The 26,370-nt window shown below is 35.5% G+C and carries 28 protein-coding genes and 1 pseudogene; 21 read left to right on the top strand and 8 right to left on the bottom strand.

All coding sequences use genetic code 11. The annotated features are described in order from the left end of the window. The first annotated feature begins 450 nt into the window (after nucleotides 1–450). From MKZ17_RS12595 to MKZ17_RS12580, 4 genes and pseudogenes are all read left to right on the top strand, one after another. The gene (locus MKZ17_RS12595) at nucleotides 451–645 is read left to right on the top strand and encodes a hypothetical protein (protein WP_340724082.1); all 195 of its coding nucleotides are present in this window, start codon (nucleotides 451–453) and stop codon (nucleotides 643–645) included. Nucleotides 646–747: 102 nt separating this feature from the next. Further along, a complete protein-coding gene (locus MKZ17_RS12590) occupies nucleotides 748–1,788 on the top strand; it encodes a DUF1835 domain-containing protein (protein WP_340724081.1) in 1,041 nt (346 codons plus the stop codon). 504 nt (nucleotides 1,789–2,292) lie between these two features. Continuing rightward, a pseudogene (locus tag MKZ17_RS12585) lies at nucleotides 2,293–2,676 on the top strand (GNAT family N-acetyltransferase); the annotation flags it as partial. 60 nt (nucleotides 2,677–2,736) lie between these two features. Then, nucleotides 2,737–3,138: a YybH family protein gene (locus MKZ17_RS12580; RefSeq protein WP_340725552.1), complete on the top strand. Its 402-nt coding sequence runs from the start codon at nucleotides 2,737–2,739 to the stop codon at nucleotides 3,136–3,138. A 129-nt stretch (nucleotides 3,139–3,267) separates the two neighbouring features. Here the strand turns inward: MKZ17_RS12580 and MKZ17_RS12575 are convergent, their stop codons facing one another. Next, nucleotides 3,268–3,972: a DUF3169 family protein gene (locus MKZ17_RS12575; protein ID WP_340724080.1), complete on the bottom strand. Its 705-nt coding sequence runs from the start codon at nucleotides 3,970–3,972 to the stop codon at nucleotides 3,268–3,270. After that, entirely contained in the window at nucleotides 3,969–4,175 is a 207-nt protein-coding gene (locus MKZ17_RS12570; RefSeq protein WP_340724079.1) for a helix-turn-helix transcriptional regulator, read from the bottom strand. Before MKZ17_RS12570 ends, MKZ17_RS12575 begins: the two co-directional genes overlap by 4 nt. A gap of 190 nt (nucleotides 4,176–4,365) precedes the next feature. Here MKZ17_RS12570 and MKZ17_RS12565 point away from each other — a divergent pair, with 190 nt between their 5' ends. From MKZ17_RS12565 to MKZ17_RS12555, 3 genes are all read left to right on the top strand, one after another. Further along, nucleotides 4,366–4,689, top strand: a complete 324-nt coding sequence (locus MKZ17_RS12565) for a metal-sensing transcriptional repressor (protein WP_340724078.1) — start codon at nucleotides 4,366–4,368, stop codon at nucleotides 4,687–4,689. Nucleotides 4,690–4,708: 19 nt separating this feature from the next. After that, nucleotides 4,709–4,915, top strand: a complete 207-nt coding sequence (gene copZ / locus MKZ17_RS12560; RefSeq protein ID WP_340724077.1) for a copper chaperone CopZ — start codon at nucleotides 4,709–4,711, stop codon at nucleotides 4,913–4,915. A gap of 79 nt (nucleotides 4,916–4,994) precedes the next feature. Further along, nucleotides 4,995–7,400: a heavy metal translocating P-type ATPase gene (locus tag MKZ17_RS12555; RefSeq protein ID WP_340724076.1), complete on the top strand. Its 2,406-nt coding sequence runs from the start codon at nucleotides 4,995–4,997 to the stop codon at nucleotides 7,398–7,400. Between the two features lie 89 nt (nucleotides 7,401–7,489). Here the strand turns inward: MKZ17_RS12555 and MKZ17_RS12550 are convergent, their stop codons facing one another. Beyond that, a complete protein-coding gene (locus MKZ17_RS12550; RefSeq protein ID WP_340724075.1) occupies nucleotides 7,490–8,098 on the bottom strand; it encodes a copper amine oxidase N-terminal domain-containing protein in 609 nt (202 codons plus the stop codon). A 175-nt stretch (nucleotides 8,099–8,273) separates the two neighbouring features. Further along, nucleotides 8,274–9,032, bottom strand: coding sequence for a peptidoglycan editing factor PgeF (gene pgeF, locus MKZ17_RS12545; RefSeq protein ID WP_340724074.1), 759 nt, complete (start codon nucleotides 9,030–9,032; stop codon nucleotides 8,274–8,276). Between the two features lie 92 nt (nucleotides 9,033–9,124). On the opposite strand from pgeF, the gene MKZ17_RS12540 reads away from it, so the two are divergent. The 7 genes from MKZ17_RS12540 (at nucleotide 9,125) to MKZ17_RS12510 (ending at nucleotide 14,326) form a co-directional block, all read left to right on the top strand. Beyond that, entirely contained in the window at nucleotides 9,125–9,526 is a 402-nt protein-coding gene (locus tag MKZ17_RS12540; protein WP_340724073.1) for a hypothetical protein, read from the top strand. Between the two features lie 64 nt (nucleotides 9,527–9,590). Next, complete coding sequence (locus MKZ17_RS12535; RefSeq protein WP_340724072.1) at nucleotides 9,591–9,851, top strand: metal-sensitive transcriptional regulator; 261 nt, start codon at nucleotides 9,591–9,593, stop codon at nucleotides 9,849–9,851. Between the two features lie 70 nt (nucleotides 9,852–9,921). Further along, on the top strand, nucleotides 9,922–10,593 hold the full coding sequence (locus MKZ17_RS12530) for a reverse transcriptase-like protein (RefSeq protein WP_340724071.1): 672 nt from the start codon (nucleotides 9,922–9,924) through the stop codon (nucleotides 10,591–10,593). 180 nt (nucleotides 10,594–10,773) lie between these two features. After that, on the top strand, nucleotides 10,774–11,367 hold the full coding sequence (locus MKZ17_RS12525) for a biotin transporter BioY (protein ID WP_340724070.1): 594 nt from the start codon (nucleotides 10,774–10,776) through the stop codon (nucleotides 11,365–11,367). A gap of 14 nt (nucleotides 11,368–11,381) precedes the next feature. Next, the gene (gene bioB, locus MKZ17_RS12520; RefSeq protein WP_340724069.1) at nucleotides 11,382–12,377 is read left to right on the top strand and encodes a biotin synthase BioB; all 996 of its coding nucleotides are present in this window, start codon (nucleotides 11,382–11,384) and stop codon (nucleotides 12,375–12,377) included. Nucleotides 12,378–12,540: 163 nt separating this feature from the next. After that, nucleotides 12,541–12,840, top strand: a complete 300-nt coding sequence (locus MKZ17_RS12515) for a DNA primase (protein WP_340724068.1) — start codon at nucleotides 12,541–12,543, stop codon at nucleotides 12,838–12,840. A gap of 304 nt (nucleotides 12,841–13,144) precedes the next feature. Then, nucleotides 13,145–14,326: an MFS transporter gene (locus MKZ17_RS12510; protein WP_340724067.1), complete on the top strand. Its 1,182-nt coding sequence runs from the start codon at nucleotides 13,145–13,147 to the stop codon at nucleotides 14,324–14,326. Nucleotides 14,327–14,446: 120 nt separating this feature from the next. Here MKZ17_RS12510 and MKZ17_RS12505 read toward each other — a convergent pair whose 3' ends face one another. Continuing rightward, entirely contained in the window at nucleotides 14,447–14,662 is a 216-nt protein-coding gene (locus MKZ17_RS12505; protein ID WP_340724066.1) for a hypothetical protein, read from the bottom strand. Nucleotides 14,663–14,834: 172 nt separating this feature from the next. On the opposite strand from MKZ17_RS12505, the gene MKZ17_RS12500 reads away from it, so the two are divergent. The 5 genes from MKZ17_RS12500 to MKZ17_RS12480 all read left to right on the top strand — a co-directional run bounded on the left by MKZ17_RS12500 (nucleotide 14,835) and on the right by MKZ17_RS12480 (nucleotide 21,762). Continuing rightward, entirely contained in the window at nucleotides 14,835–16,103 is a 1,269-nt protein-coding gene (locus MKZ17_RS12500; protein WP_340724065.1) for a M48 family metallopeptidase, read from the top strand. A 269-nt stretch (nucleotides 16,104–16,372) separates the two neighbouring features. Next, complete coding sequence (locus MKZ17_RS12495) at nucleotides 16,373–16,990, top strand: class I SAM-dependent methyltransferase (protein ID WP_340724064.1); 618 nt, start codon at nucleotides 16,373–16,375, stop codon at nucleotides 16,988–16,990. Between the two features lie 104 nt (nucleotides 16,991–17,094). Continuing rightward, on the top strand, nucleotides 17,095–17,940 hold the full coding sequence (locus tag MKZ17_RS12490) for a DUF2785 domain-containing protein (RefSeq protein ID WP_340724063.1): 846 nt from the start codon (nucleotides 17,095–17,097) through the stop codon (nucleotides 17,938–17,940). 336 nt (nucleotides 17,941–18,276) lie between these two features. After that, a complete protein-coding gene (locus MKZ17_RS12485; RefSeq protein WP_340724062.1) occupies nucleotides 18,277–19,893 on the top strand; it encodes an S-layer homology domain-containing protein in 1,617 nt (538 codons plus the stop codon). Continuing rightward, nucleotides 19,894–21,762, top strand: coding sequence for a FecR domain-containing protein (locus tag MKZ17_RS12480; protein ID WP_340724061.1), 1,869 nt, complete (start codon nucleotides 19,894–19,896; stop codon nucleotides 21,760–21,762). A gap of 257 nt (nucleotides 21,763–22,019) precedes the next feature. Here the strand turns inward: MKZ17_RS12480 and MKZ17_RS12475 are convergent, their stop codons facing one another. Further along, nucleotides 22,020–23,174 carry a tyrosine-type recombinase/integrase gene (locus MKZ17_RS12475; RefSeq protein ID WP_340724060.1) on the bottom strand — a complete coding sequence of 385 codons (1,155 nt, stop codon included), beginning with the start codon at nucleotides 23,172–23,174 and terminating at the stop codon, nucleotides 22,020–22,022. Nucleotides 23,175–23,389: 215 nt separating this feature from the next. Here MKZ17_RS12475 and MKZ17_RS12470 point away from each other — a divergent pair, with 215 nt between their 5' ends. After that, nucleotides 23,390–24,199 (top strand): hypothetical protein, encoded by an 810-nt coding sequence (locus MKZ17_RS12470; protein ID WP_340724059.1) that lies wholly within the window; start codon nucleotides 23,390–23,392, stop codon nucleotides 24,197–24,199. 19 nt (nucleotides 24,200–24,218) lie between these two features. After that, the gene (locus MKZ17_RS12465) at nucleotides 24,219–24,746 is read left to right on the top strand and encodes a hypothetical protein (protein WP_340724058.1); all 528 of its coding nucleotides are present in this window, start codon (nucleotides 24,219–24,221) and stop codon (nucleotides 24,744–24,746) included. 151 nt (nucleotides 24,747–24,897) lie between these two features. Here MKZ17_RS12465 and MKZ17_RS12460 read toward each other — a convergent pair whose 3' ends face one another. Together MKZ17_RS12460 and MKZ17_RS12455 are read right to left on the bottom strand one after the other, a co-directional pair. Then, nucleotides 24,898–26,028, bottom strand: coding sequence for a tyrosine-type recombinase/integrase (locus tag MKZ17_RS12460; RefSeq protein ID WP_340724057.1), 1,131 nt, complete (start codon nucleotides 26,026–26,028; stop codon nucleotides 24,898–24,900). 18 nt (nucleotides 26,029–26,046) lie between these two features. Further along, nucleotides 26,047–26,295, bottom strand: coding sequence for a helix-turn-helix domain-containing protein (locus tag MKZ17_RS12455; RefSeq protein WP_340724056.1), 249 nt, complete (start codon nucleotides 26,293–26,295; stop codon nucleotides 26,047–26,049). Nucleotides 26,296–26,370: the final 75 nt, after the last annotated feature.

Raw genomic sequence — 26,370 nt, 5'->3', positions numbered from 1 at the left:
AATTTGTATTTCAACATAAAACTACCACTAAAATTTATAATTTTGAATAAGTTCAAGTAAAAACAGATAATAAGATTTGATTCAAAGGATTTTAGATAAGAAAATATATTCCGATATTTTGCAAATTTCGACTTTATTAGACACATTTCTATAGTAACAATAATTTTCCATTGTCCTGTATACTACTTTTTTACGAAGTGAGATTAAGAGAAAAGTTATTGATCTATCATCTGAGAGCTTTAATAGGGAGAATCGGCTATTGAAGATTCTATAAGGAAAGTTTGGCTTATTGATACCGCAAATTGATATAATTTAAGAAAAAACCAAGAAACGCTGTTTTCATAGCGTTCTTGAATTTTAGTGTTTTTCAATTTTATTGTTATATTTTCTTCGCTAATTGTTACGTTTTTCAATTGTAAAATACTTTATAACGTTTGGGAGGTGGTAGAGATGTTTTTCATTTTTATGGCAGTATATGGAACACCAGTATTAGCGATTATATTTTGTTTAAACTTAGCACTTATAATTGATAAATCCCGTAAAGAGATAGATTTCAGGTTAAATGTCTATTTTATGACTGGAGCATTTACGATAATGATCTCCTGTATAACAATGGCTCTTCTGACTGTTTTAGATGGCGTTTAATTTATAAAATTTTTCTAAAAGAGGGTTTAAAGGCGCTCACTTCAACAAAATAGTTAGTTCTATTAATGTTACTAGTAAAAAAATCTAAAGGGAGAGATTCAATTGTTTGATGATATGAAAGGTACGATTAATCAATTGGAAGAAAAAGAATTGAAATCATTATTACTTCAAGTCTTTTTACGTATGCAAGTGGTTGAAGAAAGAAAGGGCTATTCAGAGCAGCAATTCTTTTTAGATATAAAAAAAACATATAACGACCTGTTGAAGTATAAAAAAAATCAAGCTAGTGTCGAAGAGCACACCCAATTTCATACTACTCATATTGTATTTGGCGATTCACCGGCTGGTAGCTTAAAAATCGCTTTAAATAAGTTAGGATTAAATCAACATGATAAGATTATTACCTTTTCCGATTTGTTTTCAATAGGTTCGATTTGGAATTTACATGACTCACAAGGTATTAATAAACGCTATGAATGGTTAAGAACACATTTAAACATAGATGATGAGGTGCTTTTCAATTATGAAGAGCGCTTTAATCGGACTCTATTAGATATTGAACAGATCCCAAGTTACCATCCGATTATTATTTGGGCCGGAGAAAATGCACATGAACAAACAGGTTTAAGATTTGTTCTGTATTTACTAAAAGGGAAAATAAACAACATCTTTATCATTAATACAAATGAAGCAAATAAAAGCCATTTTAATAGAATCGACATTGATTTTATGCCATTAAATATGGGCGAACTCTCATCCGAACAATTAAAAAAAATATATGAACACGAGAAAAATGGTCATGCATTAACTCAAACAGAACGTAAAGCATTTGAACAACAATGGGAGCAACTATGTGAGAATAAAGAAGTTTTACGAATCTGGGAAAGTAGTAAAATAATGAGTGTACCTGAAACTTTCTTTGATGGATTCATTATCAATACAGTTGAAAAGTCTCATCAGAAGAAAAAACATAATGATTTTATAAAAACAGCTAGAATAATTGGAGAAGTACTAGGTCATCTTAATCAATACATTGGCGACCAATTTATAGAATACCGCGTCAGAAGATTAATCGTCGATGGCATTTTTGACATGGAAGGTGTTCCGAAGGCAATGCGGTACTACAGCATAAAAATGAAATGAGCTTTGGTAATTTTCTTATGCTTCATATTATCATTTACAGGATAATCAATTGAATGATTTTTTTGATTTCTATGAACGAAACAGTAAAGAATTAGATAGCTATATTCGTACATACAAAATAACGTTCTCAATTCTAATTTTGTGAATACACTTAAAGCCAAGAAACGCTGTAAAAATAACGTTCCTTGGCTTTTTCATAGATTACTTCAAAAATCATGTATCAACACACCCATTCTAATAATTTCTCTTCTTCCTCACTAATTTCAACGGTACAATAACGTTTTGGCTGTCTATAAGCATTTTTTATGTAATATTTAATTATTTGTACATTTATTATTATTTTTAACTAATATGTATTTAATTGTATTTAATAATTTTTATATTTAAATATGTATAATTTTGGGATATAAAATATTTTTGAATACGATTTTAAAATATTTAATAGTTTGAAAATTCAATAGATAACGTTATAATAGGAACAAATGTTCTTTTGGAGGGGTATGAGTGGAATTAGTTGTATTCAAAGAATCGTATCGAAATTTAATTGATGAATATCAATTAGTTGAGAGTCAGCTTCAATTTACTGGGCATCCACAGCAATGTCTAGAATTAGTAAGCGCTAGTCGAACGCCTATTTTAGGAATTGTGGATGGTAATTTAGTAACGTATTTTGATTTACATAAGGAGGAAGGGGTCGAACCCTATTCAGACAACCAGAATGCTATTTTAGTCCGTGCGTTTTCGACCGATTTTCGTAAACAAGGAAAGGGCTATGCCAAACAGGCGCTTAAATTGTTACCGGCATTTGTGAAAAAGAATTTTCCGCAGGTTGATGAAATTGTGCTCGCAGTGAATGTTAAAAATGTAGCTGCACAAGAGCTGTATAAAAAATGCGGATTTATCGATCATGGGGAACGTCGCCAAGGGACTAAGGGCGAATTAATTGTGATGAGTTATTCGTTAAATACATCTGATACCGTTGGAGATGTTAAACAAGCATTGAAGGCTTATATTGATGCAACAAATACCCATCAATTTCAACAAGTACAAAAGCTATTACATGAAAAGGCAGCATATATCTTTAGTGATCAATCATGTAAAAGCATGGTTGATATTCAAGCTTATTTTGAGCGTGCATGGAAGCTAATTGAACAAGAAGTATATAGCATTTCCAATGTAGAATGGTTGTTTATTCATGAAACATCAGCTACCTGTACATATACGTATCATTATGAAGGGTATCATCAAGGACAATTTGTTCAAGGAAGTGGACGAGCTACGAATGTATTTGTCGTAGAGCATAATGAGTGGAAACTTATTCATGAACATTTAAGTACACAAGTACAATAAGTTTGGGTGGACCGAATTTTTCGCTCTATACTATATTATAAAATCGGAACTAAAAAGCATGACCCATTTGTATGGAGGGGCATGCTTTGTTTCAGCTATTACGTCAACTATTTTCCGATTATTTACTTTTTAGTTCACGTGTTTTGTCAAAGATTCTTTTGTAATTTTTGCTGGCTTTAAACTTCTAGATAAGGCATTCATCATGATTAATAAAATAACGCCGATCCCAAGGATGCTAACGGTTTGATTATTACCTGAGAAGATCGAATAATACATGAGACCTAAAATTAGTAAGACAAATGCGAAAAGGATGAAAAAGTACAATCGATATAAGGACTTCAACAATAGATACTTTTGCCCGTCGTCGTAATAGGCAAGTGTATCAGCTACTGGATCCTTTGATTTTGGATCTGGTATTTTATAATGTGGGTAAGTTAGTGTCATCATTTTAGGGTTTGGCAGAAAGAAAAAGAGTGCCAAAAAACAAAGAACAAATGCAATTAATACAAGCTTAGGATTTGAATCTCTAAAAAAAATAAAGCCGGTTGTAAAACCTAAGAATGAAAGCACAACGGCTGATTGTACATAATAGGATGCATGATACGTTTTTCTTTCAAGCGTATTGTAATAGAGATCTTCATCGATGTTTGTAGCTGCATTTGATAAGGAACGTTCAATCGTTCGTTTATAGCGAGCGGCGATCATTAAGAAAAGACCACATATTATGTTGCAAACAAGTAGTAAAATTTCCTCAATTGAAGCGAGCGTGTATGAATGCCAAAGAAGCTGCGCGCTATAAAAAGTAATGAGTGCTGAAATTATAAACAAAATCATTCCAATTCCTCCTTCTCGAACATAAAAATTTGTTCTATTGGTTCGTTAAATACATGGGCAATTTTCGTTGCGATTAATAAAGATGGCATATACTCGTTTCTCTCGATCAAACTAATCGTTTGACGGGAGATTTTTGCTTTCTTGGCCAGCTCCGTTTGATTCAGTCCATCTCTTGCACGCAACTCCTTTAAGCGGTTTTTCATGTTCTCACCTCATTCAAATTGTAAACGATTAATTACAAAATGACAATGATATTAGTCAAAAAATATACGATCATTGTCAAAAAAAGTCCTTCTAAAATTTCTTTAGTATATTTATTTTTCAGAAAACAATCTGCTTTACATACCCCTATGTGGTATGTTAATGTAGAAATACGTTAGGAGGATTGATCTTATGGTGAGTAATGATGAGCAAGTAGAAAATCATGAAGTAAGCTGTCGAAAAAGTCATCATCCTGAGCATATTAAAAAAGACTTAACAACAAGGCTTAATCGGGTAGAAGGTCAGATTCGCGGCATTAAAGGCATGATTGAAAAAGATGTATATTGTGATGATATTATCACCCAATTATCAGCGACTCAATCTGCTTTAAATAGTGTGGCAAAAATATTGCTAGAAGGGCATCTGAAGGGCTGTGTCGTCGATCGTTTAAATGACGGCGATGTGGAAGTGCTCGATGAACTAGTTGTAACGATTCAAAAATTAATGAAAAAATAGCTAAAGGAGCGATTATAAGATGGAAAATGTAACATTAAATGTTCAAGGTATGTCATGTGGTCACTGTGTGAAAGCAGTAGAAACGAGTGTTGGTGCATTAGCAGGTGTAGAACAAGTAAACGTGGATTTAGCAGAGGCGAAGGTAACGGTTGCTTATGATGAATCAGCGGTTACAGTTGAAAAAATTAAAGAAACAATTGATGAGCAAGGCTACGACGTTGTGTAATGATGTTTGGGTTCTCTATACGAATAGAGAGCCTATCTTTTTCAAAAATATATACCCCTTATAGGTATAGGAGAGGTGATTGAACGTGAATACAAAAGAAACGACCGTCCAAGTGACAGGTATGACTTGTGCGGCCTGCGCGACCCGTATTGAAAAAGGGCTAAATCGTATGGATGGTGTAGAAAAAGCAACGGTCAATTTGGCATTAGAAAAGGCAACAATTCAATATGAAGATGGCACAGTTAAGCCAAAAGAAATTGAGCAAAAAATACAGGCGCTCGGCTACGATGTTGTAAAAGAAAAAGTGGAGCTGAATATTACTGGCATGACCTGTGCTGCTTGTTCTGCAAGAATAGAAAAAGTTCTCGGAAAGCTGGACGGTATTTCAACAGCCAATGTCAATTTAGCATTAGAGAAGGCAACGGTTGAATTTAATCCGTCGCAAGTTTCGATATCTGAAATTATTGCACGTATTGATAAAATTGGCTTTGGTGCGGAACCTGTAAAACAAGATACGCCTGTTGATCATCGTGAAGTAGCGATTAAAAAACAGACGCGCAAATTTATTGTATCGGCTATTCTATCCTTACCATTACTATGGACGATGGTTGGACACTTTTCTTTTACAAGCTTTTTATACGTACCCGATTTTCTAATGAACCCGTGGGTACAGCTAATATTAGCAACGCCGGTTCAGTTTATTATTGGCTGGCAGTTTTATGTAGGTGCGTATAAGTCCTTAAAAAATGGGGCAGCAAATATGGATGTACTTGTCGTTATGGGTACAAGTGCAGCTTACTTCTATAGTATTTATCAAATGTTGACGCATTCCGGTCATCATATGCCGCATCTGTATTTTGAAACGAGCGCAGTGTTAATTACGCTAATTTTATTAGGGAAATTATTTGAAGCCCGTGCAAAGGGGAAATCGTCACAAGCCATTAAGCAATTAATGGGCATGCAAGCGAAAAATGCGCTTGTTGTGCGAGATGGTGTGGAGCAAACGGTTCCATTAGAAGATGTTCGAATTGGAGATATTCTTCGCGTGAAGCCAGGTGAAAAAATTCCGGTCGATGGGGAAGTATTATCCGGTATGTCCGCAGTTGATGAATCTATGTTAACAGGTGAAAGTATTCCTGTAGATAAAACGGTTGGCGATGTGTTATATGGCTCAACAATTAATAAAAACGGTGCACTAGAAATGAAAGCATTGAAGGTTGGTCATGAAACAGCGTTAGCTCAAATTATACAAATTGTTGAATCGGCTCAAGGCTCTAAGGCGCCAATTCAACGTTTAGCCGATAAAATATCGAGCATTTTTGTACCAATTGTTGTAGGCATTGCTGCCTTAACCTTTATTTTATGGTGGGCCATTGGTGGGGAATTTACCCCAGCATTTGAGGCGACGATTGCGGTACTTGTTATTGCCTGTCCTTGTGCATTGGGTCTTGCAACGCCAACTTCAATAATGGCGGGTTCAGGTAGAGCTGCTCAGTTTGGGATTTTGTTTAAAGGTGGCGAGCATCTTGAGCAAACAGGCTTTATTCAAACGGTTGTCGTAGATAAAACAGGCACCGTAACAAACGGAGAACCAGTGTTAACGGATGTCATCATATATAGTGAAGAACTAGCAGAAAAGGATGTTTTAGCAAAAGTAGCTGCGGCTGAAAAAATGTCGGAGCATCCATTAGCACAAGCAATTGTGAATGGGGTAGTTGATCGACAAATTGATATTCCTACTGCAACGGATTTCAATGCCATTCCAGGTTACGGGATCGAAGCAACGGTCTCAGGAACGCATGTTGCAGTTGGTACACGAAAATTAATGGGCGAGCGGAATATTGCAGTAGCGCCTAAAGTTGAGCAACAGCTTGTCAGCCTTGAGGAGCAGGGGAAGACGGCAATGCTGATTGCAATTGATGGAAAGCTTTCAGCGCTTGTTGCAGTGGCAGATACAGTGAAGGAAACATCTAAAGCTGCAGTTCAACGTTTACATGATTTAGGGTTAAAGGTCATTATGTTGACTGGGGATAATGCCCGTACAGCTCAGGCAATTGCTGCAGAAGTTGGTATCGATGATGTCATTGCCGAGGTACTACCAGAGCAAAAAGCTCAGGAAATCGAGAAGCTTCAACAAGCCGGAAATAAGGTTGCTATGGTTGGTGACGGAATTAATGACGCACCTGCTTTAGCGGTAGCTGATATCGGGATGGCGATTGGTACAGGAACGGATGTCGCAATGGAAGCAGCAGATATTACACTTATTCGTGGGGATTTAAATAGTATTGCAGACGCCATTTTAATGAGTCGCAAAACGATGAAGAATATTAAGCAAAACCTATTTTGGGCATTTGCCTATAACACAATTGGTATTCCTATTGCGGCATTAGGCTTTTTAGCGCCATGGCTAGCAGGCGCGGCAATGGCCTTTAGTTCAGTTTCAGTTGTACTAAATGCACTACGATTACAGCGTGTGAAGCTGTAAATTTTATGAAAAATAAAATGATCCCTCTGGCAGTAGAAGGCAGGGGGGTCATTTTTTTGCATTTGAAATTTATCATTTACAAAAGACGATTACGAATGAATGAAGACTTTTAATGCGGGTTCATCAAATGTAATGCCAGCGCCTAAAGCTTGGCCGATAAAACGTAATGGAACCATTGTTGTCCCTTCATACACTTCTGCAGCATGGTTTAAGTCAATAGCAGATGTAGTACCATTTGACTGAATATAAGCCTTTTTATTGCCGATTGTAATAATAATCGTTGTCTTGTTTTTATAGGCTGTTACCTTTTTTGTTGCCGCATCATAAGTAACAGTTGCACCTAATGATTCGAAAATATTTTTCATCGGTACTAAAGTTGTCCCATTTTTCAAATAGGCTTTAGGGTTATAATTTTGTAAAACATCGTCAATGTAAACATTGACTGTAGTTAGCGCGGGTTTAGGTACAATTTTCTTAACGGGAGTAATATTTTTAGTACTACTTGATTTTGTTGTAGTTGATTTTGTTGCGCTACCTCCATTGTGATAATGATAGCCAGTACATAATCCTTTAGCAATCGATTTATCCGAGCAATTGTGTCCGCCATTACTGTCTGTTCTACCAGAATGTGCATCAGCGATAAGTGCGGGTGAAAAACATAGCATGAACATTGTAAGTAAAGTAATAATTCGTTTCATAATAAATCCTCCTTTTCATTGGTTATTATACTAATTTTTGTAAATTAGTAAATACATAACAAAAAGTTGTTTAATTTGAAATTTTCGAACTTTTTAGCCTCGGAATTTTATGTTTTTCTTTAGGAGTATTGGCTTATACAAAAAAGGAACTTCCATAACTGGAAGCCCCTTTACACTATTTCCTCATTATAAAGCTTAAATGTCTACCTGTTCCTCTATCTTCACGGTAAGAGAATCCATGCTCACTTTTAAACGTACACATTGGATCAATGACGATATTTCCACTTGGTACACCTGCTAGTTCACATTGCTTTTTCACGGTTTGTTGATTATCGATATGGTACTTGTTTGTGTCCGCATTCCAATACATAAATTCATCAGCATAGCCTAAGGCAACAAAACGATCGTATACATCTGCATCCACTTCAAATTTTTCCTGACTAATCGCGGGTCCAATAATGACCTTTAAATCATTCATGTGACATTTTTCTTCATTTTTCAGCTGTTCAAATAACTTTAATGTAATTTCTTTAATTGTCCCTTGCCAGCCAGAATGAATGGCACCGATTAAATTTGTTTTTTCGTTATAAAACAATACAGGGACACAATCGGCTGTAAAGCTCGTAATGCATACATTTCGTTCATATGTGTATAGTGCATCGGTATCTGAAATGGCCGATTCAGAGGTTGTGCCACCTAAGCCAATATGTTGCTTCTCCACTTGAAAAAAATTAGCACTATGTGTTTGATTGGCACAAACAAATTGCTCGATATCAGTGTTTAACAATTGTGCAAGCTGTTCACGATTTTCAATTATATTTGCTTTGTTTTGACAGACGTGAAGCGCCATATTATTTTCTTCAAAATGATTGGCATCTTTTAACGTGACCCCCGCAATTCGATGCTCGTTGTTTTCATAAAATTTAATGTTCATTATGCCACCACCTGTAGTTGTTATAATTATTGTACGATTTTGTAGGATAAAACTCAATTTGGTATAATGATGGAAATAGAGGGAGTGATAGGATGAAGCTTTGGCAAATGGTCATCACAATTATTATGCCATTTGTAGTGATGCTTCTCGTTGGCCTTTTGGCGCAGGGGAGTCTGGAAGATGTGAATGTCCGTGATCGTATGTTTTATGGAGGACTCATTTTTGTCTTTGTTTCGTATGTCATTTTACTCGTGCCATGGTATATTGTTCTGTATATCATCCGAAGCCATTATCATGTAAGAGCTTTTTTAAAAATGGGACTTTTATTTTCAATTGTACAACCAATTATTATATCAATATTTTTAAAGGTTCGAATTGGAAGTGAGGAATTTTTATATCCGATTTTGCCTTTGTTGGCTTTAGGGATTGTCATTTCAATGATTTGTATTGCTCTTTTTTATCGTGAAAAAGGAGAAAAAATTTCGTTGAATTAGTTTAAATTACTATATAGAAACTACCGCGTAGGGTATAATGAAATATAGTTAAGGAGTGAAACATATGCAATATGATGCAAAAACAAAAAGTCGCTTGAAACGCATTGAAGGTCAGATGCGCGGCATTCTTCGTATGATGGAAGAAGGCCAAGATTGTAAGGATGTTATTACACAACTTTCAGCCGTTCGCTCTGGTGTTGATCGCACAATTGGCGTGATCGTAAGTGAGAACTTAGTGAGCTGTGTACGTGAAGCAGAAGGCGATGAAGAAAAAATGAATGACTCAATTCAACAAGCAGTGAATTTATTAGTGAAAAGCCGTTAATCCAAATTAGCGGCTTTTATATTTGGTAAAAAGGGTATACTACTACTATTCAAATTTGGGAGTGGATCATATGAAATTAATGATTGAGTGGCACTATGAGACACAAAAAAAGCAGCAAGTAACCTTTAAAAGTGATTTTTTACCTGCAGCCCATGTGTATACATTACTTGAAGATATGAAAAAAACCGGACGGATAAAAAACGTAATTTTACTAGATGAATATGACAGTACATGGACGTTAAAAGAATTAAAAAAATACCTAGAGTCTCTTGAAACTGAGCCTCATGATGTAACCCTTTATTTTGATGGCAACTTCAATCGAGAAGAGCGTTTTGCTGGTCTTGGGGCAGTCATCTATTTCAAGCAAAATAATCAGGATTATCGTCTTCGTGTCAATAAAGAAGCTGACTTTTTATTGTCTAATAATGAAGCAGAATATGCAGCGTTGTATATGGCATTAGAACAGTTAGAAGAATTAGGCGTTCATCACCAAGAAATCGAAATACTAGGGGATTCGCAAGTAGTAATTAATGAATTAAATGGTGAATGGGGTGTTAGCGACGGTGTTTTAACAAAATGGGCTGATAAAATTGATCAAAAATTACAGCAGCTACATTTAAAGCCTCATTATACGCATATAGAACGAAATAAAAATGCCGAAGCGGATCAGTTGGCAAGTCAAGCGTTACAGGGGAAGGCGATCCATGCAAAAAATGCATTAGATAAAAATAAAAAAATGTGAGAAAAGAATGCCTCACATACATAAAAAATGTTATGAAAACACCGAGAACCCAACTCTCGGTGTTTTTTTCGTGTAAAGGTTTTAGTTAACCTATTTTCAAAAAATAGTTGACGTAAAGTATTTGATTTTATATATTTACGTTAACCTTATAAAAAACTAGGTTAACAAAAGGAGAATAATATGCAATCTATCACACAATCAAACAGTGCATTAAAAACAATTGATTTAGTTTACTGTGGATTATTTGCAACACTGATGATGATTGGAGCAAATATTACATCGTTCGCACCATTTTTAACAGTTGGTGGTGTACCCATTACATTACAAACATTTTTTGCGGTACTTGCAGGCTTAGTTCTAGGTAAAAAAAGAGGGGCATTAGCTTGTGCAGTCTATATGCTTATCGGACTAGCAGGGGCACCCGTTTTTGCAAAGTTTAACGGGGGATTCTCTATGATTGTTGCACCTACGTTTGGCTTTATCGTGACATTTATTTTAATTGCCTATATTGCTGGAGTTATCGTTGAAAAATATCAAACACGTGTTGCTTATATAGCAGCCGCATTAATAGCAACGATTTTAAACTATATTTTAGGTACAAACTGGATGTATGCAGCATATCAACTATGGGCTGGAGCGCCAGACGGATTTACTTACAGCATGGCATGGCTATGGATGATTCCACCAATGCCTAAGGATTTTGTTTTAGCTATTTTTGCAGGCGTATTTGCATACCGTCTTCAAAAAACATTGAAAATCTTACCGATTAAGTAGGGGGAACGAATACGATGAACTGGATTCAATTAGCCGAAGAAGTGATTGCAGGGAAATTATTAACGAATGATGAAGCACTTGCCATTTTACAGTCATCAGATGATGAATTATTGTCACTCATGCAAGGCGCATTTACAATTCGAAAACATTACTACGGAAAAAAAGTGAAGTTGAATATGATTATGAATGCGAAAAGTGGCTATTGCCCTGAAAATTGCGGCTATTGCTCTCAATCATCTATATCAACGGCACCGATCGAAAAATATCCTTTCATCACGAAAGAGGAAATTTTAGCGGGTGCAAAGCAAGCGTTTGAAAATCAAATCGGTACATTTTGTATTGTTGCCAGTGGGCGTGGTCCAACGCGTAAAGATGTAAATGTTGTAACAGAAGCCGTACAAGAAATTAAAGAAAAATATGGCTTAAAAGTATGCGCTTGTTTAGGCTTATTAAAGGATGAGCAAGCAGAAAAATTAAAGGATGCTGGCGTGGATCGCTACAACCACAATTTAAATACATCCGAAAAGCATCACGATTATATTACAACTTCTCACACCTATCAGGATCGTGTGAATACAGTTGAAATTGCCAAAAAACATGGTATGTCTCCTTGTTCAGGAGCCATTATTGGGATGCGTGAGACAAAGCAGGATGTTGTGGATATTGCGTATGCATTACATACGCTTGACGCCGATTCGATACCTGTTAACTTTTTAAATGCCATTGATGGGACGAAGCTTGAAGGCACAAAAGAACTAAATCCACGGTATTGCTTAAAGGTGCTCGCATTATTCCGCTATATTAACCCGTCGAAGGAAATCCGAATTGCGGGAGGACGCGAAATAAACTTAGGGTCACTACAACCACTCGGATTATATGCGGCAAATAGTATCTTTGTTGGAGACTATTTAACAACAGCTGGTCAAGAGGAAAATGCGGATTATGCCATGCTTCGAGATTTAGGATTTGAGATTGAAGTTGGTGCAAAACAGGCGTTGTTACAAAGCTAAGCAGAGCCAATTGATAAAATAAGCCCTTCTACAATACGATTTACAATATTAATTTTCACGAAAATAGCCCTTTTTCATCTTGTTTGAGAGAAGAAAATACGTATAGTTAAAAGGGAATATATGAAAAAAATGAGAGTATCTAAAAAGTAGAGGGGTATTGACAATGATTCGTTCCGTTGGAGCAGGCAATACTGGGTTAAGTAATCAAACTCGTCGCAAAACACAGCCTGAGCAAACTATACCATTTCCAAAAATCGATCAAAGCGGGGTTTCTTTAGAAAAGGAACAGCTTCAAGGTGTAGAAGGTGGTCGTCCACAAATGATGGTTGGGGTAAAGGCGAAGGCCCAGCTAAAATCTATCTTTGATGAAGAAAACGGTGTCGTAAAACTTAATGCAGACGGTGACCGTTTAGAAGTAAGTAAACGCGCGATTTCCATGGCGAAGGAAAGATTATTTGGATAACAGTTTATGTTAAGCACTGGAGTGTAGTCTCTAGTGCTTTTTTTGATTTTAGAGGAAAGAGTTTTTTTCAATGCTTCTATTTTTTAATTGATGTATCTGTATGAAATTGATTTTTAGCTTGACGATTAGTGAATGCACAATGATAAGATTAACTTACGATTTTCATCTTCCTACCAAAAATGTTTAAAAAATAAAATTATGAATATTAAAGACGTCAATCTGTGAAAAATGAGTTGGAGTGGAGGAGATACGAGTGTAATTTTAGCTACCTTTTTAAAGCGTTAAAAAAGAAAGGGTAGTGAAGATGAGAAAATCTTTTCAATATTTATGGATTAGTCAGTTGTTTGCAAATCTAGGTGATGTATTTTATATTGTTGGCTTAATTTCGATTATATATCATTCGAGTGAATCTGCGTTGTTAATGGCACTATTACCATTTCTAAATATGGTAGGCCGCATGATAAGTAGTAGTTTTGCACCGCTTATGTTTAACCGTTACCGTTTAAAGCAATTACTTGTAATTTCACAAGGGATAAAAACCATTTTATTGTTAATTTTAGTCGTAGGGTTAATTTATACGGATTCCTTTATTTTTGTTTTTATCCTAGTTTTTTTTGTCGCATTACTAGATGGTTTAGCACAACCTGCTGGTACAGCACTAATTCCTCGTATCGTAGAAAAGTCAAAGCTTTTACGGGCTAATAGTATTTTATCTATAGTAAATGAAACTACACAGCTTGCGGGATGGGCGCTTGGTGGGATACTCGTTGCAGTTACGAATGGGAACTTTATCATTTGGCTAACATTGGTGTTTTATATCATTTCTACATTATGTATGGCATTCATTATTGATCGCACACCATTTGAAAGAAAAATTACCGTCACGAAAAAACAAGAACTAAGTGAAGGATTTAGACTAATTTGGGATAATCGTTCATTTCGTTCCATTCATTTCATGCTCGTTGCTGAATCGATTGCCAATGTTGTTTGGGTCGCAGCCATTATGTATATTTTTGTTGCAAATGTTTTACATGTATCTGAAGTTTGGTGGGGATATATAAACACTGTCTTTTTTATAGGATTGGTGATCGGGGGCTTTGTTTGTACGAAATTTGAGCATATTTTTATCCAACACATTAAAGTGATTGTCCTGTTTACAGCATTTGCAGTCGCACTTGTCATGTTAGTATTTGGACTAAATCAAATTGCTATGATGGCGCTACTTTTAAGTTTATTGTATGGGGTGTTCGACCAAGTTAAAGGGATTGTCCTCGGTACTTGGTTACAAGTAAAAGCATCCGATCAAGAGCTTCCAAAGGTTTATAGTGCACAAGGTGTAATCACGTCATTAATGTTTGGTTTAGCTACATTAATGGCGGGAGCTTTTGCTAATATGATGTCTGTCCACTGGCTTTTTATAGGTGCAGGGTTACTATTACTAGTGTCCGCCGTTTATTTTAGCTTAATACAAAAGCGATTTGAATAGTCTAGACGATGCACTTAAATAATCCCCTTTTGAAAAAGGGATTGTGTCATTTTTAGTTAACCTACAAACAGCCGTACGCGGAAAATGAGCGTAACGGCTGTTTTTGTTTCCATTCACTAATTAGCGTTTCTTCTTATTATCCTTTAGCAATGGTTCCTTTTTTACGATTTTTTCTAATTCGATATGAACATGGTATTTGTCTTCGGCAATTTGCACGACATTTACTACCTTTCCTTTACGGCCTTTTAAACTGACCGCTTCTTCGATTTCCGGGATACGTCTTAAGCATTGACTTAATGCAGGTGTGTTATTTTCAAAATAATGAATAGCGTACATTTTTATAGTCTCCTTGTAAACTCAAATAGATTATTGAGTGAATTTTTTTCAATTTATGATGTGTCTCACATATTTATAACTTGAAAAATAGAGAAGAAAAAAACTAAAGAGAAATGGTTTCGGGATTTCAATAATAGGATAAGGTAATCGAATGAATTGAGGTGGAAAGGAAATGGCGAAAAAAGTAGGCTTAATAGCTGTTTTAGCCTTTGGAGTATATGTAGTGGCGATGTATTTTTATTTTTTCCATGGTCAGAATAGCGGAATACCGACATCGCTGAAAGGCACAGTCGCAGATCCAACTACTTTCATGACAACGCAGGAATTAATGTTAAGTAAGGAGCTTTCGGAATTAAGGAACTTCCTGTTTTTTGTTTCAACGCCGTTTGAATGGTTGATTTACTTTATCATTTTAATAACGGGTATTTCACGAATGTTTGAACGCTGGAGCCCAACGGAACAAAAATGGGCCATTTGGAGAAATGCGGTGTATTTATTTTTCCTTTCACTTTTACTATTTGTCGTGCAATTCCCATTAGCTTATTACCGGTATACTTTGAGCAAGAGCTATGGCATTAGTACGCAACTTTTCTGCTCTTGGATGCGGGAGAATGTCATTTCATTTTGGATGGATTTTGGTATGTCGGTTATTACAATAACGGTTGTTTACTGGCTCATGAAAAAAAGTGTGAAACGCTGGTGGTTGTATGCTTGGTCGTTAACAGTGCCGTTTACGATTTTCCTAATGTTCATCCAACCCGTCGTAATCGCACCGATTTACAATGATTTTTATCCACTTCAAGATAAAGAGCTAGAGACGAAAATTCTTTCACTAGCAGCACAAGCAGATATCCCGTCCGAGCACGTGTATGAAGTGAATATGGCGGAGAAGACAAATGCATTAAACGCTTACGTGACGGGAATTGGGAGCAATTCAAGAATTGTACTGTGGGATACGACATTAAATCGACTATCAGATGATGAAATCCTCTTCATTATGGCGCATGAGATGGGCCATTATGTGATGAAGGATATATATATAGGCATCGCAGGCTATTTGTTTATGACGCTAATTGGCCTATGGTTCATCGCAAAAATTATGCCGTGGATGATTCGTCGTTATGGAAAAGTTTTGAACATTAAAGAAATGAGCAATATTCACTCGTTGCCATTGTTTTTATTCATTTCATCTATTTTATTATTCTTCTCAAGCCCTTTATCGAATGCGGTTTCCCGTTATCAGGAAGTAAGAGCCGATGAATATGCGATGGCATTAGTAGAAGATCCAGAAGCAGCCGTCTCATCATTTCAACAGCTGACAAAGTCAGGACTTAGCGAAGTCAACCCATCTACTCTTGTAAAATGGTTCCGCTATACCCATCCGCCAATGCTAGAAAGGATCAATCATGTAGCGGAAGAAATGCAAGGGGAAGAGCAGTAACTAGCATAATAAATCATCGTTTTAATAGAAGCTGTATTTCGTAATTTGGAATACGGCTTTTTTATTTTTTTCGGTAATCTCATTTTGAACTAAAACAAGTTTGACTAAAAATCCGGGTTGTTTCACGATTTTCTCTGTTCAACAAACGAATCAATATAATAAATTAAATGGTTGCTCAAATCACACGGATTTGAAATAATTGGAATTAAGTTGAAAAGTTATTTAATAATACTTACATATTTAAATCATTTGAGGAGAGAAAAGTAAAATTGAATAATGCATGGAATAAAGTAATCTATAAAATTTGGTCACCAGTTTACGATAAATTTTTCAATTCAGGTGCTTTTCTTAATGCCCGTACACAAATATTTCAAGAAACGCATTTTAATAGCAAGCAAAAAATACTATTCGTCGGCGTAGGAACAGGAGCTGATTTAGAATTAATTAATCACACTGAATTAAATATTACAGCCATCGACTTTTCACCCGATATGCTTAAGAATGCAAAAGCAAAATTCAAAAATTCAACTATGAAGTTTTTAGAAATGGATGCTCAAAATATGAGTTTTGAAAATAATGAGTTTGACTTCGTTATAGGCAGTTTAATCTTATCGGTAGTACCTAACGCGGATCAATGTTTTCAGGAAATGGAAAGGGTACTAAAACAAGATGGGGAAATCATTTTATTTGACAAGTTCACATCAAAAGAGAATAAGTTACCGCTTTTAAAAAAACTTATGAGACCGCTGATTAAAGTGCTAGGAACCGACATTGGATTGAACTTTGAAGAATTATATAAAAAAAATACTCAAACATTAATTGTAAAAGAAGACAAACCAGTGATGTTTAATGGCATGTACAGAAAAATAGTTTTGAAAAAAATATAGTAAGTAACGGTTAAAATGTGCGATTGTGCAATGATCAACATTTATTCCAAATGAAAAGAAATAACAATCGACTGAAACGAAAGAATGAGTAGAGGGATGGGGAAATGAGCGATACAAGAACTAAATTGATGTTGGATTTGCAAAGAATTGAGAAGGATGCGTATCAGTTACGCGAAGGTGAAAAGCATCAAGATTTTTTACCTTTGTTACTTCAATATATTGGCGATCCTGAAGCAGAATTACGGGATAACCTAATTTACCCGATGTTTTATATGTGGATTAAGGAAGAGAAAAGGTTTAGTGAAGAGGAGTTGCGCAGACTTGTAACTGTACTCACTAATGAGGGCCATTTGTTCTATAAAATTGGCAGCGAGGATGACCCGTCCGTTTTTACAAGGACGTTTTCTGCATTGCCTATCGCTTTAATTGTGCAACGTCACAGACAAAATCCATTCTTCAATCAAGTGGATTTTGAGCAATTAATGCATGCAATGCTACGTTATTATAAAGAGGAGAAGGATTTGCGGGGGTACATTTCAGAAGGAGGCTGGGCTCACAGTGCGTCTCACGGTGCGGATGTTTTTGTTGAGCTGGTGCAGTGCAAGGAGTGCAGTCTCCAAATGCTGCGTCAGGTTCTTGGCGCTATCTCAGGCATGCTCCATAATGGTAAACACATTTTTAGCGATGAAGATGATGAGCGAATGGTAAACATCGTGGACATAATGATTGACAAAGAGTTACTCCCACAGCAGGAAATCGCGAATTGGATTAGTGACTTAGCGGAATGCTGCAATTTGCCAAAAAGTCGTAGTCAGGTGATTGCCCGTGTGAATAGCAAGAATTTTTTACGCAGTCTCTATTTTAGAAGGGGACATGAGAGCCGAGAGAATGAGCTTAATACAATCTTGCTTCGTACGGAATCAAAATTGAACAGGTTTTCTATCAGTTAATAAAGATTAGAGGGACTAGCCCAAACGCCTGAATGCTAGGCGATAGTCCTTTTTATTTTTGCATAGATTTTCATGATGAATTATAGCGAATATTAACATTCCTCAGTATTGCATATATAATTTATCGTTTATTGTAAAGTTGAGTGCTTACAAAATGATGTGGTCAAAACGGATAAGCTTCATTAAGTCACATAGACGAAGTAAAAAAACATACTTATCATTTTTTCACATCATCAACAAACACTGCCACAAAGTGTTACGTGACGCCCTTTGTTTAAGGGGAACGCGTCCAAAAATTTTGTGGAATTTTACATAATTTTGAGGAGGCATGTATAAATGAAGAAAACAATCTCGCTTATTTTGACAGTATTCGTATTTGTGTTTACAGCAGTAAACGTACAAGCAAATGAAGAAAATGAACGTGCATGGCTTTATATGAATGAATTGCGCGGCTTACTAGAAAATAGTGAAGTGTGGGAGAAGAGTGAGCCTATTAGCCGTGCGGAAGTTGCGTATATTTTAGCGCAATTAGCAGAGGAGGCACCACAATCTACGATTAACTATATGGATGTTGATCATGCGCATCCTTACTACAATGAGATTATTCAATTATCAAATCTCGGTATTTTTACTGGCTATGGCGATCAAACATTTCGTCCAGATGGGCATTTATCGCGTGCAGAAATGGCCAAAGTGATTGTACAGTTTTTTCATCTAAATGCAGAACTAAAAACACCTACATTTAAGGATGTTCCGCCAAATGCTTGGTTTTACGACGATGTTGAAAAGCTAACTGCATTACGGATAACGAACGGTACGTCTACGGCAATGTTTTCGCCACATGCGACAGTAACAAAAGAGCAAATTGCCTTATTTATATACCGTATCAAAAATAGTGAGGGGTTAACACACAGTGAGAAACCAACAATTTCTTTAGCAAATTACAAAGTGCTTGCAGGGAATGGGTATGGATTTAAAAATGGCGAATCGACACAAGCACTTTTCCGTTTCCCTCAAGGCATTGTGAAAGTGGATCATACGTATTTGGTTGCCGATTCAGAAAATAATATGATTCGAGCTTTACAAGGGAATACAGTGACAACCTATGCTGGAAATGGATTTTTCTTTGATGCGACCCAACGTCCGGCAAGTTATTTAAAAGATGGGGCATTAAATGAAGCGCTTTTCCAAAACCCAACAAACATTGTCGTAGCAAAGGACCGTACGCTTTTCGTTGCGGATAGTGAAAATCACGTCATTCGAAAAATTACGCCAGCAGGTGAAGTGACAACGTATGCAGGAACGGGCGCGGCCGGGCTAGTAGACGGGAAAGTAAATGAAGTAGCCTTCTACATGCCACAAGGTCTTGCGTTAGCAGATGATGGGACGCTTTATGTGGCCGATACGTTGAATCATGTCATTCGAAAAATTAAAGACGGCCAAGTGACAACATTAACGAATAGTGATTTACGTGTTGTTGACATTGCTGAAAATTATTCGGAAATTGCGGGTAGCTACCGAGATGGTGCAATTAGCAAAGCGCAGTTTAATGAACCAACTTCAATAGTATTAGATCCAGCAGGGAATTTATATGTAAGTGATAGCGGAAACCATGTCATCCGTTATGTTAATTTTTCAACAAACGAAGTATCGACGTTCGCGGGGAAATTTATGGACAATGGCATGTATGGGAAACCGGGTATGCAAGACGGGCGAGCACCTGCATCCACATTTAATTATCCGAGCGGGCTAGCGTTAGTACAAACGGGTGAATTACTTGTTGCAGACCGTGCAAATAATGCGATTCGTCTTATTTCGAATGAAGTAGTATCAACCATTTCTGTAGCAGAACATCAACCAACAGCATTACTCATTGATGGGGATAAATTAATGGTTGTTCAAAGTGGAACGAGCCAAATCGGCCAATACACACTCATGAAAGGAGCAAAATAAATGAGGCAAACATTCACGAAGCGATTGATCATAGCAAGTAGCTTTTTACTCCTGCTTTTATTTTTACCAGTAGATAAAGGATTCGCAAAAGAACAACGCCATTATATTGCGCTTGTGCCACAAGGAGAAGTATTTATTCAAAAAGCGAATAGTCCGAAGCGCATCATTCTAACAGAAGGAATGAAAATAGAACAAGGCGACCGTGTCATCACAAATGCCTATTCATCGGTTACATTAATTGCCCCAGATACGAATGATCAACTAATAGTGCTCGATCATTCGATGCTATTTTTTAATCAATTATATAAGGACGAAAAACACTACACAGATGTCCATGTCGTTTCAGGAAATGTACAAACGTATGTTACGCCAATCAATGAAACCGGGGATTATTTTTATATAACCGTCAATAATTTACCTTACCAAGTTAAAGGAACTCAATTTTTTGTTACAGTTGATCCGGTGACGGGAAAATCTATTTTAGGCGTATTTTCAGGGGTAGTTGCATCAGCATTGTCTGGAACAGGTTCTTCATCAAATGGATCTGGCCTTATTTACCCTGCACAACCTATAACTATTAACGCTGGAGAAATACTAAATGCGAATCCAGGAAATGTAGATTTAGAATCGATGTTGTCTAATACAAGTCCACAAGTATTACAAGGCATACTTAATAATTTTGAAAAAATAAGAAAAGAAAATGAATTATTTTTGAACAACCTTTTAAACAATGGAAATGAAACGCCTAATGTGAATAGTGACCAGCTTATGAACAATATGAATAAACTTATTGAATCGTTGATCAATGCGAATTTGAGTTCAAATCCGCTTAATACTCAGCTGAATCCTATAACAAATTTATTAGGAAATAATCAACTTAATAATCCAAATAACTTAGAAGCCCTTCGTCAAAAGCAGGAAGCGGCTAGATTGGCTGCATTACAACAACAACGAAAGCTAGAAATAGAAAATAATCGCATTCTACAAGAGCAGGAAAATCAAAAGAAAAAGCAGCAAGAGCTGTTAGCAAAGCTACAAGAGCAAAAGAAGCAAGAGGCAGTAAACCAACTACCTCAAGATTCATTTAACGAACAATTAGAAGCAGAAAGACTGCTCGCCCTTGAAATCGAGCGCTTGAAAACAGAAAAGGCGAGCTTGAGTCAAGAAATTGCGCAACTAACAAAGCGCAAGACCGACTTCTTCTCACAATTTGAAAGTGTTGAAAATCTTAAGTCCATGCTAGCGGAAGTGAAAATTCAATTGACTGAATCTAAGGAACAATTAGCTTTGGTAAAAGCCGAAGCAGAGGAAAAAAATACGAATTATAATGAACAGCTAATAAATCTAAGAAATACAATTCGTGAGCAATTCGATGCAATTAAACAATTACAACAGGATATTGACACATATGAAAAGAGAATTGAAGAATTACTAGCGCAATTAAATGGAAGTGATGTAAATCAGCCTGTTGGTTCACTGGATCGAGCGATTAGAATAAATCAATATCGACTAGCTTCCATTGTACCAGGGCTATATGCAATGACATTAACACCAGCGCAAGAGCGCAATCAGCTACAGTTGGAGGTCAATAGTTTAAAAGGAGAAAAGAGCCGACTCCTTATAGAAGTTCAATCCTTTGAAAAGCTACTTTCTGAATACAATTTGGCGAATGAGCAAATCGAGAAAAATGCTGCCGAATTGGAAGCGCTATACAATTCCGTGAGTGAAAATGAAGCGCTTTTAGCGCAATTGCAAAGCGAGGAAGCGGAAAATTTTGAGACGATGGGAATGTTAGAAAGTGAAATAAATGAGCTTTTAGCTGAGATTGAGCGGTTGGAAGAGTTGATACGAGAAAGAGAAGAACAATAGGCGTCAAATAATGAAAGTCAGTTCTTATTTTGGAAGATTATTTGAATTTTCTTACGTAGAAGCTTATGTATGGAAGTCTTTGAACGCGGGTTCGACTCCCGCCGTCTTCATAAAACAATCATCATATGATTTCACGAAGTGTCAAAATCCTTGATATATAAGGGTTTTGGCACTTTTTGATTTTCAAAATGTTTCATAGAGTTTCAACTTATTTTGGGTCATTTTTGGGTCAAACTAGGTCATTTTTAGGTCAGCATTTAGTCGTTTTTTAAATATGCCTCGAATTTATCAACAGTGCTAGCCTTAGTTTTCTTCGTAACGTGTGTATAAATGTCCATAGTCGTTTTCACATCAGTATGACCTAAACGTTCTTGAACTTCCTTAATACTTGCCCCAGCCTCAAATAAAAGAGAGCAATGTGTATGGCGTAAACCATGTGTTGTAATTTTAGGAAGAGCAAACTTTTGAAAAATCTGGTGAAGCCACTTTTGCGTTTGGACCGGCTGAATGAATTCGTTATTTCGATTAGTAAAAACAAGTTGTTTATTTGCTGATTTCGTCTTAAACTTTTGAGCCTGTTCCTCTTTCCATGCAGCAAGTAAGTTCATTGATTGTTGATCCATGCTAATCGTACGAATAACCCCATTTTTAGTGGTTTTTAAATAGAGCTGACTATCTCGACCACGGGAAATTGCTTTATTAATTCGAATTTCATTTTCCTCGAAATTAATGTCATTCCATGTTAAAGCTAATGCTTCACCCTTCCGCATACCTGAAAATGCAAGAAGGTGAAAGAGTGTATAGATCATTAGAGAACTAGTTTGCTTGAAAGCATCAAGTAATTGAAGCAACTGCCCGCGCTCATAAAAGTTAGTAAATTCATCATCATCCTCTAACGAAATATGCTTTTTAGGTTTCGGCATTTCAACTAAGTCAAAAGGATTTTTATCAATGTAACCATTTTTAATAGCATAGTTTAATACCTTTGCAGCATAAGCCTTTACTTTACGAAAATGAACTAATTTCTTTGACCATTCATTTACATGCTTTTGACATGTAGCGATGTCGATTTTATCTATTTTATAATCGCCCATTTTAGGTAAGATATGATTTTTAAAAATACTCATCGTTTTTACATACGTACTTTCTTCAACAGTATTTTCGTAATGCTCAACCCAGATGTCATAAATGTCGCGATAAGTTTCTGCTTGACGTTTTTTATACGAGTTTGTATTCACTTCGAATTGAAGCTGCTTAAAAGCATCTTGGGCCTCTTTACGAGACTTAAAACCGCGACGAGTAGTGCTTAATGGTTTACCAGTCAATGGGTCCGTACCTAAATAAAATTTAAACATAAAGCGTTTGCTACCATCTTTGTAGGTATACTCCTGGATAGGATTTTTTTTGCTCATTAGTTATTCCTCCTGTAGGCTTACGGAGACAGGAGTGTAGGAATATTTCCTACAAGCTTATTTTAATATTTTTTTTTGCCTATGACAAATGTTAAATGTTGTTTCTGTATTCGAGGTAGAAATAAATTTCTACTTTTAGTGTATAGTTTGTAGAAAAATGTTGATATTATTTTCTCTTAGTGGTATTTTTGTGGAAAGAGTACTGGAGGGGTAAAATGAAATACTTGAGTAATTTATTTTTATTTGTTGATGAGTCTGCTGAAACGAAAAGCTATAAGGTTTGGGCATCGGATAATGAAGTTATTAGTACTTTATCCAAAATTAAAGATAAATCAAAAGCTTCAATAATACATGACCTATTGTTGATGGCTCAGAAAAATGATTTCTATTTCGAAGAACGTGTGAAATTTGAAACAACAGAGGAATTTTCGCAACTATTTGAGCATTTTAAATCAGCGGTGAAAGGTAGTGAATTTTTAAATGATTTTGATGATAAATATTTTTTTCAGCAAGACTTTACCAAACAATATCTTGAACTATTAGACAGTATATTAACTGAATTAAAATTAGATGATGTTTGGAATGCTAAAAGTATTATTTATATGTTCCCACAGAAATTTAGTGTTCATTATAATGAAACAATTCAACCTCTTTTGAGGGATATACCTATAGAAATAGAACCTATTGAGTGGCGATTTGTATTAGCGACACTTTGGGAGATGCTACCTAATAAGTATTTTAGATTTGAAATTTCATTTGACGAGGATCTGAAGAAACTACTTGAAATAAAAGTAAATGAGCATGAGCAATTGTGGTTTCAATTTATAACATTGATAGTAAATGCATTCGACAGTGAAAAAAACTATTTCATGTCTGTATATGATGAGCGTTTAGAAGAAAAATTTTTCCCTATTGCAAAATTTAAAGATTTTATTCATGAAAAAAAATCGGAATATCAAGATCTGTTAAGTCAGATTTGCGATATAGCTGATGAAGTTATAGAGGAAATTCGTCAACAAAACTAATAGGAAGGTGCGGGTATTTATGAAAATTTTAAAAATTGCATTAAACGATTTAGCTTATTTAGAGGAAGATTTCGGGAGCTTAGTAAAAAGTACTCGACGCAAGAAAAAGCCAAAAAAGAATCAATCACATCTTATTGATATTGAGTTCTTAAAAACATTAAATGAGTTAGAAAGAGAAGAAATTGATAAAAAGCGTAAAGATAGAAAATATGCCTCGTTTGTAGTAGAAGTATATGCTATTGTTGAACAAGCTTTAGAGGAACTATACGAAAAAACGTATAAGAAATCATTTAAAAGTAAAGTCAAAGATAATGAAAAAAAGTTAAATAAAGTTATTGAGCTGGAAGAAGCTTTAAATGACAAATTTGAATTTGGTAAGACATTAGATGGTTCAGAAATATTAAAGGTGCGAAATAAAGTAGTTCACAAAAAGTACTCTTTGAAAAAAAGTAAAGAAATTTTAGGAATTAAAAAGCGTAGTAAGGATCTTTTAGAAGAATTAATAGATGAAATGTACGATTATTTAAAATCTATAAGCAAAAACTAAAGAATACAAATATACGGTATTTGAATTTTATAATATATAGAAGGAAAGTACCCACCGTTTGTTTAGATTGATATTGTAAATTCAGAAACGAACTATATTCGAGGTGGTTAATTCTCCAATATAGTTCGTTTGAGTATATGAATTACAAGTATCAGTAATTCATATACATAACAAACTTCATAAATGCCTCATATTTTAGTTCCTCAGCTTCCATGATATAGGACTTAGAAGTCACATCATTAAAAGAATGCCCTAAACGTCTCTTAGTGTCATAGTAATCAGCACCACTTACCCGATATAGAGTTGCATGAGTACGGCGGAGTCCATGGGGATTGATGTATTTTAGTTTATATTTTTCTACGATTTGTGAACACCAATCATATGCTTTTGATGGATAGGCGATTTCGTTAAATTTATTAGGGAAAATAAGTTGCTCGGTATCAAGTGTTCCAAGGACATCGGTCTGTAAGGTGCGCCATTCCTTTAAAATTTCTAGTGTTTTATCATCTACGTGTAATATACGTTCTTCGCCAGTTTTGGTTGGTCCTAAAATTAGCTTACCTTCAGAATCTCTAGTCACAGCTTTATTAATTGAAATCATTTTTTTATCGAAGTCAACATCAGACCATATTAAGGCAAATCCTTCAGCTCGACGAAGTCCTAAATAGCTAATAGTTCGTAAATACGCATATTTCTTTAATGACTCGTTTTTAGCGGATTCTAAAAAATCTATAAGTTCTTGTCGAGTATAATAATCAATCGTGTTAGTTTTAAGTTTTTTAATAGGTGTTTCAACGGGTAGCAAGGGATTATAATCTATGAATCGTGCATTAAGAGCGTGAACGAAAACTTTGTTAGCATAATGTTCAATTTTTTTATTATATTTTAACTTTTCATACCAGACGTAAGCAGCTTCTAAGCAAATATAATAATCAATTTTAGTGATTTTTAAATGACCAAATTGAGGTAAAATATGGTTTTTAAAATATTGTTCAGTTTTTTGTACGGTAGTGGGTCGAAGATTGCCTTTTTTATAAATCTTTAACCAATCCTCATAAATGTCTTGATATGTGAGGTTGTTCACGAAAATATTTTTGCGACCATTTGCTTTTAATTTTTCATATTCGATTTCTGCTTCACGATAAGTTAGGAATCCGCGACGTGTTGTTTCCCGACGTTTTCCTGTCTTTGAATCCATGCCTTGGTAGACTTTAAACATATACCGAAGTTCTCCGTTTTTAAGCTTATATTTTTTAATTGCTTTATTTTTAGTACGTGCCATTATGAGTCCTCCTTAGTATTATAGGCTATTATTTTTGATGAATTCATCTAATTCCTTTTTGTAAATACGTTTAATTCCATCTACCTCGAAAAATTTCAGTCCATTATAGCGGAATTTTTGGAACGTATTATAGGAAACACCAACGTATTCGGCAGCTTCTCGAAATGTTAATAACTGTTTTTCTGGTTTGTTTAGCTGTTGTTCAATAACCTCGATTAACTCCTTTTTGAAATTTTCAAGGTATGCATTTAAGTCTTGTTCATTCATTTGTGTTACTCCTTCCAATCAATTTGAAATATATTACTCACTGAATCGGAATATTTTAAGTAGCAAACAAAAATA

It is taken from the genome of Solibacillus sp. FSL R7-0682, assembly GCF_038005985.1.
In the GTDB taxonomy this organism is placed as follows: Bacteria; Bacillota; Bacilli; order Bacillales_A; family Planococcaceae; genus Solibacillus.
This window is presented reverse-complemented; position numbering and strand designations above follow the sequence as displayed.